This is a genomic window from Spartinivicinus ruber (assembly GCF_011009015.1).
Classification (GTDB): Bacteria; Pseudomonadota; Gammaproteobacteria; order Pseudomonadales; family Zooshikellaceae; genus Spartinivicinus; species Spartinivicinus ruber.
Genome location: NZ_CP048878.1, coordinates 5,014,533 through 5,027,710, shown reverse-complemented (window position 1 = coordinate 5,027,710; position 13,178 = coordinate 5,014,533). Strand labels below are relative to the sequence as shown.

At 38.3% G+C, this 13,178-nt stretch carries 12 protein-coding genes; 8 read left to right on the top strand and 4 right to left on the bottom strand.

Annotated features, from left to right (window positions below):
• Position 1 precedes the first annotated feature (1 nt).
• Positions 2-1,102, top strand: a complete 1,101-nt coding sequence (locus tag G4Y78_RS22825) for an amino acid ABC transporter permease (RefSeq protein WP_163835193.1) — start codon at positions 2-4, stop codon at positions 1,100-1,102.
• Positions 1,103-1,183: 81 nt separating this feature from the next.
• Positions 1,184-1,912, top strand: a complete 729-nt coding sequence (locus G4Y78_RS22820; protein WP_178124483.1) for an amino acid ABC transporter ATP-binding protein — start codon at positions 1,184-1,186, stop codon at positions 1,910-1,912.
• A gap of 131 nt (positions 1,913-2,043) precedes the next feature.
• Here the strand turns inward: G4Y78_RS22820 and G4Y78_RS22815 are convergent, their stop codons facing one another.
• The 3 genes from G4Y78_RS22815 to G4Y78_RS22805 all read right to left on the bottom strand — a co-directional run bounded on the left by G4Y78_RS22815 (position 2,044) and on the right by G4Y78_RS22805 (position 5,471).
• The gene (locus G4Y78_RS22815; RefSeq protein ID WP_163835192.1) at positions 2,044-2,916 is read right to left on the bottom strand and encodes a DMT family transporter; all 873 of its coding nucleotides are present in this window, start codon (positions 2,914-2,916) and stop codon (positions 2,044-2,046) included.
• Positions 2,917-3,024: 108 nt separating this feature from the next.
• Positions 3,025-4,353, bottom strand: coding sequence for a dicarboxylate/amino acid:cation symporter (locus G4Y78_RS22810; protein WP_222937562.1), 1,329 nt, complete (start codon positions 4,351-4,353; stop codon positions 3,025-3,027).
• A 305-nt stretch (positions 4,354-4,658) separates the two neighbouring features.
• Positions 4,659-5,471, bottom strand: a complete 813-nt coding sequence (locus tag G4Y78_RS22805) for an SDR family oxidoreductase (RefSeq protein ID WP_163835191.1) — start codon at positions 5,469-5,471, stop codon at positions 4,659-4,661.
• A 594-nt stretch (positions 5,472-6,065) separates the two neighbouring features.
• On the opposite strand from G4Y78_RS22805, the gene G4Y78_RS22800 reads away from it, so the two are divergent.
• The 6 genes from G4Y78_RS22800 to G4Y78_RS22775 all read left to right on the top strand — a co-directional run bounded on the left by G4Y78_RS22800 (position 6,066) and on the right by G4Y78_RS22775 (position 12,601).
• The gene (locus G4Y78_RS22800) at positions 6,066-6,806 is read left to right on the top strand and encodes a substrate-binding periplasmic protein (RefSeq protein WP_163835190.1); all 741 of its coding nucleotides are present in this window, start codon (positions 6,066-6,068) and stop codon (positions 6,804-6,806) included.
• A 756-nt stretch (positions 6,807-7,562) separates the two neighbouring features.
• Complete coding sequence (locus G4Y78_RS22795; RefSeq protein WP_178124482.1) at positions 7,563-8,681, top strand: branched-chain amino acid ABC transporter substrate-binding protein; 1,119 nt, start codon at positions 7,563-7,565, stop codon at positions 8,679-8,681.
• A 218-nt stretch (positions 8,682-8,899) separates the two neighbouring features.
• Positions 8,900-9,826 carry a high-affinity branched-chain amino acid ABC transporter permease LivH gene (gene livH, locus G4Y78_RS22790; RefSeq protein ID WP_163835189.1) on the top strand — a complete coding sequence of 309 codons (927 nt, stop codon included), beginning with the start codon at positions 8,900-8,902 and terminating at the stop codon, positions 9,824-9,826.
• Positions 9,823-11,094, top strand: a complete 1,272-nt coding sequence (locus G4Y78_RS22785) for a high-affinity branched-chain amino acid ABC transporter permease LivM (RefSeq protein WP_163835188.1) — start codon at positions 9,823-9,825, stop codon at positions 11,092-11,094. The genes livH and G4Y78_RS22785 overlap by 4 nt, the downstream gene beginning before the upstream one ends.
• Position 11,095: 1 nt before the next feature.
• The gene (gene livG / locus G4Y78_RS22780) at positions 11,096-11,851 is read left to right on the top strand and encodes a high-affinity branched-chain amino acid ABC transporter ATP-binding protein LivG (protein ID WP_163835187.1); all 756 of its coding nucleotides are present in this window, start codon (positions 11,096-11,098) and stop codon (positions 11,849-11,851) included.
• A gap of 48 nt (positions 11,852-11,899) precedes the next feature.
• Positions 11,900-12,601: an ABC transporter ATP-binding protein gene (locus tag G4Y78_RS22775; protein ID WP_163835186.1), complete on the top strand. Its 702-nt coding sequence runs from the start codon at positions 11,900-11,902 to the stop codon at positions 12,599-12,601.
• A gap of 243 nt (positions 12,602-12,844) precedes the next feature.
• On the opposite strand, the gene G4Y78_RS22770 is transcribed toward G4Y78_RS22775, so the two are convergent.
• Positions 12,845-13,138, bottom strand: a complete 294-nt coding sequence (locus tag G4Y78_RS22770; RefSeq protein ID WP_163835185.1) for a hypothetical protein — start codon at positions 13,136-13,138, stop codon at positions 12,845-12,847.
• Positions 13,139-13,178 lie beyond the last annotated feature (40 nt).

Below are 13,178 nucleotides of genomic sequence, written 5' to 3'. Positions count from 1 at the left end.
GATGATTCATAACGACAATAAACTACCAGACTTGCCTCCACCAAAAAATACAACAGGTGTTATTGGCTGGGCTAAGGAAAATTTATTTTCATCACCTTTAAATACAATTTTTACAATCATAGGTTGTTATTTGCTTTATATCAGCCTGGTACCTGCTATTGAGTGGGCCTTTATTAAAGCTGATTGGCTGGGTGATTCGAGAGAAGCTTGCACCAGTGGTGGGGCTTGTTGGGTTTTTATTACTGCTAGGCTAGACCAGTTTATTTATGGATTTTATCCAGAAGATCTACATTGGCGAGTTAATATAGTTTTCGCTATTTTTTCCGTATTAATTGCTGCCTTAGTTATTGAGAAGACTCCTTATAAAGGCTGGATTGCAACTTTTGCATTGGTGGTATTTCCAGTTATTGCCTTCTTCTTACTTTATGGTGGCGGGTTTGGTTTAAAAGTAGTTGAAACCCATAAATGGGGCGGCTTGATGCTGACACTGGTACTGGCTGTTGTCGGTATTGTGGCTGCATTACCTTTTGGTGTCTTATTGGCGTTGGGGCGTCGTTCTGAGATGCCTGTAGTTAAGTCTTTCTGCGTCATGTTTATTGAAATTTGGCGTGGCGTGCCATTAATAACTGTGTTGTTTATGGCGTCTGTGATGTTGCCATTATTTATTCCGGAAGAGGTATCCTTTGATAAACTGTTACGTGCTTTAGTGGGTATAGTCATGTTCCAGTCAGCCTATATGGCTGAAGTAGTTCGTGGAGGACTACAAGCAATACCTAAAGGACAGTATGAGGCAGCTAAAGCACTTGGTCTTAGTTATTGGAAATCAATGGGGCTAATTATTCTTCCCCAGGCATTGAAAATGATGATTCCAGGGATTGTTAATACCTTCATTGCTTTGTTTAAGGATACCAGCTTGGTATTAATTATTGGCCTTTTTGATCTACTTGCAATTGTTCAGGCAGGTTTGTCAGATCCAAAATGGTTGGGCTACTCGGTAGAAGGATATGTATTTGTAGCTTTTGTTTTTTGGATCTTCTGTTTTGGTATGTCTCGATATAGTCAGGCTTTAGAGAAAAAGCTAGATACTGGACATAAAAGCTAACCAATTAGGTTTCAAGATTTAGAGGTTATTTACATGTTAGAAAAAACAGATAAGCCTGGCATGCAAGTTAGTGATGAAGTGATGGTTGAAATGCGCAATGTCAATAAATGGTATGGCGAATTTCATGTCTTAAAAGATATTAATATGAAAGTGAACAAAGGGGAGCGGATTGTAATTTGTGGCCCCTCTGGTTCAGGTAAGTCCACCACGATTCGCTGTATTAATCGGTTGGAAGAACACCAGCAGGGTGAAATTATAGTTGCTGGCACCCCATTGACAAATGATGTTAAGAATATTGAAAGCATTCGTCGTGAAGTGGGGATGGTGTTTCAACATTTTAACCTATTTCCACATTTGACAGTGCTGGAAAACTGCTGCTTAGCACCGGTTTGGGTTCGTAAAAAACCACGTAAAGAAGCAATAGCAACTGCAATGCATTATCTGGAGCGGGTTAAGATACCTGATCAGGCTAATAAATACCCCGGTCAATTATCGGGTGGCCAACAGCAACGGGTAGCAATTGCGCGAAGTTTATGTATGAACCCTGAGATAATGTTATTTGATGAACCGACCTCAGCACTTGATCCCGAAATGATTAAAGAAGTGCTGGATACTATGATTGAGCTGGCGGAAGATGGCATGACAATGCTATGTGTAACACATGAGATGGGTTTTGCTAAAACCGTTGCTAATCGGGTAATCTTTATGGATGGAGGGCAAGTGGTTGAGGAAAATGAGCCCCATGAATTCTTTAACAACCCTCAGTCAGAGCGAACTCAGCTATTCTTAAGTCAGATTTTACAGCACTAATGAATAGTTAATTTACTGATCCAAAATAGTTAAAAGCTTACTCTTCTATGTGGTAAATCAGGATAACAGAACTGATTTGCCACAGTTTTTATTTTCACCAGTCTCCCTTTAAATGTTCTTTGGATTTTCAGTTATTTTGATAGTTGCTGAGTTTGATATTTTTTAGCCATTTTGGTAATGGTGATTCCACTAATGACTATAAAAATAGAGCCAAGAATAATAAAAATATCAGGCTTTGTTTGCCAAACCAGATAGCCAATAACTATTCCCCAAACGATGCATGAATACTGAAATGCACCTACCATAGAAGCTGACACAGTTTTTAACGCATTAAAAATGAAAATTTGTGCAAAGCCAGCAGCCAAACCGCAAGCAGCAAATAAGGATAAGTCTAGTAGTCCTGGCATGGAAAAAGAAGGAATCATTAGTAAACCAGAAGCAAGAATAGTAAAACTCATACCATAGAAAAGCATTGAGCCTTTATTTTCAGTGGCACTCATTTTTTTCATTAATACTGTATTTAATGCAAAGCAGATTGCTGCCCCTAAAGCACCTACAATTCCTACATTAAACGTTGTAAATCCTGGTCTTAAGACAACCAGTACACCGATAAACCCAATCCCTATAGCAAGGTGCTGATGTATTGTATTTTTATCTCCTAATAAAAAGGGAGATATTATACAAAGTATAATGGGGCCAGTGAGAATAATGGCAAAGCCATCTGCCAGTGGCATTAAGCTAAAAGCAAACAGAGCGGTTAAACGGAGCCCTAGAATAATGATGCCTCTCAACAGGTGAAGAGTCGGGCGTTGAGTTGAAAGTAGTTTTTTAGGTGGTATTTTTATCAGCATAAAGCTAACAGGTAACAAGCTGAATAAAGAGCTAAAGAAAGTGATCTCAGCAATGCTATAACTTTGGGTTAACCATTTGCCAATAGCGTCCATCAGGCTAAATAAAAAGTAACCAAAAATAGTACAGAAAATACCAGAGTAAACTGACTGCACAATAGAGTCCTTTGTGACTAAGAAATACCCATGTTCTTGATCAGGTACGAAATATTAAAAAACTATGAAAAGAATAGTAGGCCAGACTGTGCCTGGCCGGTTTGAGTTTTAAGCTGATTTATCAATTAAGTCTGAAGTTGATGCTACGGCATAGGTGCAGACTAAATCTCCAGTAACATTATTGGCTGTTTCAAACATATCCAAAATTGGGTTAATGCCTAATGCCAATGCAACAATGATAGAAATTTGAGTAGGATCCAAGCCCATTGCTTGTAAAATAATAAACAACAACATCAGACTACCGCCAGGAACACCACCAGCACCAATTGAGGCAAGCACCGTGGTTATTACCAATACTACTAGTGCACTAAAGCCCAGCTCCATACTAAACATGTTGGCTGCCAAAATGGCAAACATAGGGAGATGGACACAAACACCATCCATATTAATGGTTGCACCTAATGGTAAGGAAAAGCTTGCTAGCTCATTTTTTACCTTGAGATCATCTTCGGCAACGCGTATAGAAACAGGCAGGGTGGCAGCACTACTACGAGTAATGAAAGCAGTAATAATAGCTTCTTGCATGATTTTCATGACAGGGATGGGGTTACGCCTTGTTACAAGGGCAAGTAGTAAAGGGTAGGCAATGAAAACCATTACCAAGACACCAGCAATAACACCCACAGTTACTTCTACATAGGGTCCGGCAATTTTAGGGCCGTAGGCGCTGAAGTTTGCAATAGATAAAGCAAATACACCAACAGGAGTATATTCTAAAATCCAATCTACAAGCTTAAAAATAATATCCCGTCCAGCGGAAATGATCTCCATTAGTTTATTGAGCGCATTCTTTTGTTGCTCATCTTTGCTGCTTTCAAGCAACACTCTAAGTGCTAAGCCAAATAAAATAGAAAAGGTGATGATAGCTAAAAAATTACCATTGGCTAATGCTCCGAATGGGTTTTCGAACATGCTCAATAAAATGCTAAGGATACCACCTTGTTTTGCTTCAGCTTGCGTAGCTTTTAGTTCAGCTGCTTCTTGAACTTGGCTGGTAGCAGCAATGCTTTCCCAAGCCTCTAAAGCTGCTTCGCTGCCTGGGTTAAATGCCGTAGCCATTAAAGCACCTATCGCTGCAGCTAGAAAAGAGCAGAGTAAATACCACCCGATTACTTTTAGTCCAACTTTGCCAAAGCGTTGAATGGGTAAGCTTGCAGAGCCAACGATTAACGAGAAACAAATGACTGGCACAACAATCATCTTTAACATGCTGACCAATAAATCACCAAATGGCTTGATATATTGCAGTGCACTTGTTGTTTGTTCGGGTGTGCCCAATAACCACATAGCGCAGCCAATGGCTGAACCAGCTAAAAAGCCGATGAAAATACGCATTAGCAGCGATGACGAAAAATAAAGCTTAGCAAGTTGTTTCACATTACATCCTATTACTAACGATAGCTGACTCGCTGATTTACCTATGGTTGCCAAAGAAAGCAAAAACCAAAGGAATCATAAGCTAGGAGTACTAGCTGGAACCCCCAGAATCTTTGGTATCTGGTGAAGTATTCTAACTAGCTCGAGTTTTTCTTCAGAACATAAAAGCTTTGGCTGACCTAACCCAAAGCGGGCACATTTTATACGTAGTAGTACTAGGATGCGAGTCTATGAAAGTATAATGATGGGCACATAAGGCATCCGCTTGCTAAAAACAAGCATTAGCAAGCAGAGCAAAGAATAGTCTAGCTTTTTCCTTTAAGCATTTTCAGTAGTTCATTCATAGCGGTTGTCGTTCCACCTAGTGACCAGCCACCATCAACCGGTATTACCGTGCCGCTCACATAGCTACCATAATCTGAAGCGAGAAACATAGCCATATGGCCTATATCATCGGTCGTTCCGAGCCGGTTGAGAGGAACAGTTTTTTGCACGACTTGTTGAATGGCTGGTGTTGGTGCTAGTCGTTTCATTCCTTCAGTATTTTCAATCGGGCCTGGAACGATTGAATTGATTCTGATGCCGTCAACTCCCCACTCTAAGGCAAGCACACGAGTGAGCATATCAACCCCAGCTTTTGCTGCGCAAACATGGCTTTGTAAAGGAGATGCAACAAAGGCCTGTGGTGCGGAAATATTAATGATAGAGGCTCCTGGCTTGGTGAGGTAAGGGTGGGCAGCCTGTAATACGTTAAAGCTTCCTAATAAGTCAATATCGACAACAGACTTAAAGCCATTGGCAGACATACCTAAAGCAGGGGATGGAAAGTTACCTGCTGCGCCTGAAACTAATACATCAAATTCACCCCATTGTGCATGGGCCAGTTTGAATGTTTCTTTTACTTTGTCTGCATCGCGAACATCAACGCTAAAGCCAATAGCTTCTGCACCGAGCGTTTGTAGTTCGCTTACGGCTTTATCTACTTTTTCTTGAGAGCGACTGGCAACTGCAACTTGAGCACCATGGCTGGCAAAACACTTAGCAATGCCAAGATTTATGCCACTAGTGCCGCCCATTACAAAAACTCGTTTGCTATTAAAGTTAAAAGCTTGATTCATACTTCCTCCTGGTTTTGCTGAACTTGGAACTTAGCTAGTTATAAGCACTCAATTTGTTGGTGAGTTGATCTTGTTTAGTTGCTTTATGCCCTTATTTAGCCACTACTTAATCAGCATTTGATGCATTACATGTCGTATTGTTTTATTGCTGAAGCTGAAGACCTATATTAAAGATAGTGCTAGGTATAGTGAGCTTCAGTGTCAAGTAAAGGGGTATAATATCACAATTAAAACGATTGTTTGAAATGTGTTGTCTTGATTATATGTCAAAATAGTCAGATAGGAAGGCAGTGTAGTAAAGTCTAATATAAGACAAAGCTTGGGCGTTACTGGCTAGTCACTGGGAACTTGGCTAACCTGATGTCAGATAAGGTCAATAATTGTACGCTGTAAGTCTTATGTTATAAGGGTGACTATTAGTGAGTATCAAAACGAGCGTATAATAGGTCAGACCGCCCAGATAAAGGGCTTGGTGGCTGGTTAGTGTTGCACCCTGTGAATGTGCGGCAGCTGGAGAGTAGGAGGCTCATTTTTTCAGTTTCAGAGTGATTACCAGCTAGAAAAATAGAAAACTGAGTAGTTCGAGAGGAATTAATGTACACCAGAATATTCACTCTTATCTGTTGTAGCTTGGTTACTACAATAGCAATGGGGGCCAGCTATAAATTAAACCTGCTCACCGAAAATAATCCCCCATTTAATATGAGTACTACTGGGAAAAAGTTTGCTCGTGAAGAGAAGGTGGATGGGTTAGCTACTGTCATTTTACGTGAGATGTGTAAACGGGCTCAGATAACTTGTACTTTTACGTTACGCTTTCCTTGGAGTAAGATTTTAGAGCAGGCTCAAACCAAGCCAGGCTATGCTATCTATACGACAGTACGGACCCCTGAACGGGAACCTAATTTTAAGTGGGTTGGGCCAATTACCCGAAATGACTGGATATTTGTTGCCAAAACAGACAGCAGTATTGAAATAAAGAACTTGGATGATGCAAAGAAGCTGCGAGTGGGAGGTTATAAAGGAGATGCTAAGGCTAAGTTTTTAGAAAGCAAAGGCTTTAGTTTGATTACCTCACTACAAGACCAACGTCTTTTAGATAAGCTGAACAAGGGGCAAATTGACGTATGGGCAACCAGTGATCCTGCTGGCCCTCAACTTGCTCAAAAACATAATGTACCAGTCAAAAAGGTTTTTATTATTCAACGAAAAGACCTTTATCTTGCCGTCAATAAACAAGTGCCTGATGAAATTATAGACAAGTTACAAAAAGCTTATGAGAAAATGGCGCAAGAGGGCGTCGTTAAGCAAATAGAAGAGCGTTTTCTGCAATAACTTCCTTTTCCACTAGAGGTGGGCAATAAGAGTCCACCTAAGTTTGTTTTTCTTAAGGATCTTTTTAAGTAAACAAGGAAAGTTTTCACAAACAAACCTATCAATTAACTTCTTCTTTAAATTATTATTAATACTTTATTTAGATTTTATTGTATTAAATTGATTAATTACTCCATTTTTTGTGGTTGTACTGATTCTTTGTCGACTTTAGTCGAGGCTTAATCCTTTGCAAGCTAACGATACTTGATGTACTTTAAGTGTTATGAGGGAAAATAACTAAAAACAGCTTTATATAAAAAATAATTATTTAGATGTCATATTGTTGTCTAAAATTATATAAGAAGAGATTGTTGTAGCACATTTTTTTAGTCAAAAATTGCATAGACTATAGAGATAACTGCCTGTCTTATATGGGGCTAAATTTAGCGGGAGAAAACTCTATAGGGAGGGAGAAACTGCTAATAAAGACATCATTTAAGAATAAAGGTACTTATTAAGGGCTCAAAAGAAAGTAAAGACCAGGGCGCAAGGAAGTTGTAAGCCTAGAAAGAACGTGTGAATGTTTTGGTATACAGATAGTATCTAATAATGCTGGAAGCTGTTTCTTAGTTGGTGAAAGCAATGTCGCTAAGTGAACAGTTATGAAGTAACTTCTATACGCCCATTATCTATAAAAATTAATATGCTGATGGATCGATGAAAGGCAAAGCAATGATAAATATAATGATGACTAATAAGAAGATGCTAAAACAGCAAATGATAAAAAAAATTACCAAAACAGTTGCTGCTTTAGTAATAACGGCACCGATTCTGTCTTCCACACTAGCCTCTGCTGAAACAATCAAAATAGCACTAGCAGGCCCTGTCACTGGCCCTGTTGCCCAATATGGGGATATGCAGTTTATTGGAGCTAAAATGGCTATTGAGCAAGTGAATAAAATGGGGGGGGCAAATAGTAATACCCTTGAAGGTGTAGTATACGATGATGCCTGTGATCCTAAACAAGCTGTTGCGGTAGCAAATAAAATAGTGAATGATGGAATTCGTTATGTAATAGGACACTTATGCTCTAATTCAACACAACCAGCATCGGATATTTATGAAGATGAAGGCGTGTTAATGGTTACAGCAGCATCGACCAACCCTGATATTACTACCAGGGGTTATAATCTAGTTTTTAGAACAATTGGGCTGGATAGTTTGCAAGGACCTACGGCGGGAAAATTCATTGTAGAAAAAATCAAGCCTAAACGTGTTGCAATTATTCATGATAAACAACAATATGGTGAGGGAATTGCTACTGCAGTTAAGAATGTGCTAGAAAAAAACAATATTTCCGTTGTCTTATTTGAAGGGGTGACTTCAGGGGATAAAGACTTTTCTGCTTTGATTGCCAAGTTAAAAAAAGAGAACGTAGATTTTATTTATTATGGTGGTTATCATCCTGAATTGGGATTAATTTTAAGACAGTCTGCTGAAAAAGGCCTAAATGTACAGTTTATGGGGCCTGAAGGTGTAGGTAATAAAGATATTAGTGCTATAGCAGGGAAAGCATCAGAAGGACTGTTGGTAACTTTGCCAAAAAGTTTTGATGAAGACCCGGAAAATGCCAAACTGGTTAAGGCATTTAAAGAAAAAGGTCAAGACCCTTCTGGACCATTTGTTTTTACTGCTTACTCTGCAGTACAAGTAATCGCAGATTCTATGAATATTGCTAAGTCATCTGAACCGGAAACTGTTGCAAAAGCATTACGCAATAATCAGTTTAAAACCCCTACTGGAACCTTGGCTTTTGATAAAAAAGGTGATTTAAAGGACTTCAGCTTTGTTGTTTATAAATGGCATGCAGATGGCAGTAAATCTATTTTGAAATGATTAAATGCCTTTTGTTGGGGCTGAAAAGCCCCTGCTTTGTCAGGTTTGTATTAAATTATCTAATTAATGAGGTTTTAGATTTTTCTCATTAAAGCAAGAATTTATAAAATAAATAATTGACTATCTGGCTTCAAGTAAAAAACTCTTTTACTAGTAATGTTTTTTTCTGAAAGTAACGCATTGTTGTAGTGTTTTCAAAGTACATAAAGGCTTAAATAATGTCAGAAAGCATTTACTATTTTATTCAACAGCTGTTGAATGGTCTGACTGTTGGTAGCACCTATGCACTTATTGCTATAGGTTATACAATGGTGTACGGCATTATTGGTATGATTAATTTTGCCCATGGCGAAGTATATATGATAGGTAGCTATATAACATTTATTGTATTAGCTGGGCTAATGATGCTTGGTTTGGATAGCCTTGTTGTTTTATTAGTGGCTGCTTTTATTATTAGCATGATTATTACTAGCACCTATGGTTGGAGTATTGAGCGAATTGCTTATCGTCCGTTGCGGGGAGGCAATCGACTAATTCCTCTAATATCAGCAATAGGGATGTCAATATTTCTCCAAAACTATGTCCGCCTGGGACAAGGTTCTAGAGATATTGCTATGCCTTCTTTAATTGAAGGTGGGTGGAACTTTGGTCCCGCTGAAAGTTTTCATGTAACTTTATCGTATATGCAATTAGTAATTTTCGTGGTTACTATTGTTTCAATGACCATTTTATCATTGTTTATAAGCCGTTCTAAAATGGGCAGAGCCTGCAGAGCATGTGCTGAAGATTTAACGATGACCAATCTTTTGGGAATAGATACTAATAAAATAATTTCTCTTACCTTTGTTATTGGCGCTGCATTAGCCGCTATAGCAGGTGTATTGCTTAGTTTATATTATGGTGTGATAAACCCTTATTTGGGTTTTATAGCAGGATTAAAGGCATTTACCGCAGCAGTGCTAGGTGGCATTGGTAGTATTCCAGGTGCTATGTTAGGAGGAATTTTGTTAGGCATTGCAGAAGCATTTACAGCTGGTTATTTAAGTACAGAGTATAAAGATGTTGTAGCCTTTCTATTCTTAGTGTTCATATTGCTATTTATGCCAACAGGTATACTTGGCAAACCAGAGGTTGAAAAAGTATGAAGCAAAATCTACTTAATGCTCTGGTTGCTGCAATTGCGACACTTGTTTTAACCGTGTTGCTATTAGGAGTTAAACTAACACCACAAGGAACAACTTTAGTTATAGTAAGCGCTGATCAAACTGTCTGGTGGATGATTGTATCTGCAATGGTTGTCGTATTCTTTTATCAGCTCTTTAGAGAACAGTTGCCTTTAACAGGTTTAGTTAGTTTAGGAGCTAAGCTTCCTATTTTACCCAGTAAAATACCTGCAATTGTTGGCTCAAGCGATACAACAAAAAAACTATTGGTAATGACTGGTTTAGGCATTATTTTACTATGGCCTTTTTTTTCGACTCGTAGTTCTATTGACTTGGCAACACTCACTTTAATTTATGTGATGCTAGGTTTAGGATTAAATATTGTTGTAGGACTAGCTGGTTTACTGGACTTGGGATATGTAGGTTTCTATGCAGTTGGCGCTTATAGCTATGCATTGTTAGCAGAATATTATCAGTTTTCTTTTTGGATGAGTTTACCAATTGCAGGTTTATTAGCTGCATTTTTTGGTTTTATTTTAGGCTTTCCAGTTTTGCGGTTAAGGGGAGATTATTTAGCTATTGTCACCTTAGGTTTTGGTGAAATAATTCGAATTTTACTTAATAATTGGACTGAGCTGACAGGAGGACCTAATGGTATAGGTCAAATTCCTAAACCCACCTTATTTAGCCTTGAGTTTGGTAGACGAGTTAAGGAAGAAGGTAATATTGCTTTTCATGAGTTTGTGGGAATCCCCTATGAGAGTAATTATAAAGTAATATTTTTATATATATTGGCGGTAGTTTTAGTATTAGCTACTTTGTTTGTTATTAACCGAGTATTGAGAATGCCCTTAGGCAGAGCATGGGAAGCGTTAAGAGAAGATGAAATTGCTTGCCGTTCACTTGGCCTAAATCCAACAGTAATTAAGTTATCTGCATTTACCATGGGTGCTTCTTTTGCTGGTTTTGCAGGGGCTTTTTTTGCAGCTCGACAAGGCTTTATTAGTCCGGAATCATTTACTTTTATCGAGTCCGCAATTATCTTGGCGATCGTTGTATTAGGAGGAATGGGGTCGCAAGTGGGGGTTATTCTAGCTGCAGTTGTGATGACAGTGTTACCGGAGTTAGCGAGAGAGTTTCAGGAATATCGAATGTTACTTTTTGGCTTACTAATGGTTCTGATGATGATTTGGCGTCCTTCTGGATTGTTACCCATGAAACGTCCGCAAATTGAGCTGGCTAGGTTATAAAATGTTAATTGCCAAAAGTTTAACCATGTGTTTTGGTGGGCTAGTTGCAGTAGATAATGTAGATCTCTCAATTGATAAACATCAGATTGTTTCTATGATAGGCCCTAATGGGGCTGGTAAAACAACGGTATTTAACTGCTTAACGGGCTTTTATAAACCTACATCTGGAGAAGTGCACTTTGAAACTACTCCTATTCATCACTTACCTGGTTTCAAAATAGCGCGTAGGGGAATTGTTCGAACTTTTCAGCATGTACGCCTATTTAAAGAAATGACAGCTATCGAAAACTTGCTGGTGGCACAACACTTTAATTTAAATACGAATTTGTTTGCAGGATTATTTAAAACACCAAGCTTTAAGAAAAGTGAAGCAATCGCATTAGATAATGCTGCCTTTTGGCTTGAACAGGTGCAATTGATTAAAATGGCGAATAGACCTGCTGGAAATCTTGCCTATGGACAACAGCGTCGTTTGGAAATAGCTAGGTGTATGGTTACTCATCCTAAGTTATTGATGTTAGATGAGCCTGCAGCAGGTTTGAACCCTAAAGAGACACAAGAGCTAGATGAATTGATTCTAAATTTAAGAAGTGAATATGCCATTACAGTGTTGTTGATTGAGCATGATATGAAATTGGTAATGGGGATTTCTGATAAAATTATAGTAATTAATCAAGGCAAGCATTTAGCAACGGGTACTCCTGAAGAAATAAAAACCAATCGCGAGGTTATTAATGCTTATTTGGGTGAAGGGTAGTTTACCTACTTTAGGTCAATTATTCTATACTGGTGCTAAAGGTCGCTTATGCTGAATGTGGAAAGTATCTCAGCCCATTACGGTAAAATTCAGGCATTAGATAAAGTAAGCATTAAGGTTAAAGAAGGAGAAATTGTTACTTTAATTGGTGCTAATGGTGCTGGTAAAACGACTTTATTAATGTCAATTTGTGGTGATCCTAAAATAAGTGAGGGGACTATTCATTACCTCAACCAAGATATTACTCAGTTGCCAACGGCTAAAATAATGCGTTCAGGTATTTCAATTGTGCCTGAAGGCAGGAGAATTTTTGCTCGACTGACTGTTGAAGAAAACCTTCACATGGGAGGTTTTTTTACTGAACCCCAGGTATTTATTCAAAGACTTAATTTTGTTTATCAGTTATTTCCCCGCCTTAAAGAAAGAGAAAAGCAACGGGGAGGTACAATGTCAGGAGGTGAGCAACAGATGTTGGCTATTGCCAGAGCACTAATGAGTCAACCGAAGTTACTGTTTCTCGATGAGCCTTCACTAGGATTAGCGCCCATTGTTATTCAGCAAATTTTTAATATTATCCAGCGGTTAAGAGATGAAGGCGTAACAATTTTTTTAGTAGAACAAAATGCTAATCAGGCATTGAGACTAGCTGATAGAGGATATGTATTAGAAAATGGTCAGGTTGTATTACAAGGTTCTGGTAGTGAGCTATTGACTAATAAAGACGTAATTAAGGCTTACTTAGGAGGTTAAAAAACACCAGCAATAATTGACTATTGATACAACGAAACTTTACTGCTTAATCAATTGTGCTGGTTACAATTCATTTTAAACATGCCAATAAATCGCACGGGACTTGGTTATTTTAATAGAACGATTCTATCAAAATATATACGACGAAAGGTGAATTAAAAAACTAATTTATTAGCAGGTTTTTCGTAATTTAACTATAGATTTAAGGGTAAATACGTAGAGCCTGCAAGCATGCCTGTTCATTTAAATAGCAAGTTGCTGAATACTATCTATAAAAATAGCTCCCATTAGTGAGTCGCCTTTTAAATAACCATAACGTTCACTCTGTCCTTCAAGATGGTCAGATACTCTATCAGCGATATCGGGTCTGTCGATATTGATATTAAAACGCTCTGGTTTTTGTGAGGAAAGTTGAAGAGGCGTGTAAGGTTCTTGCCAGTTCGTACCTGCGCAATGGTCATACAGTTCTTGTAAGGCGAGACTATCTAAACTATATAAGTGATCAATAACTTTTTCATTAGTCATATTGTTATTCATAATGGCTTCCTTCCACGTTATGAGAATGTTTTTATTGGTC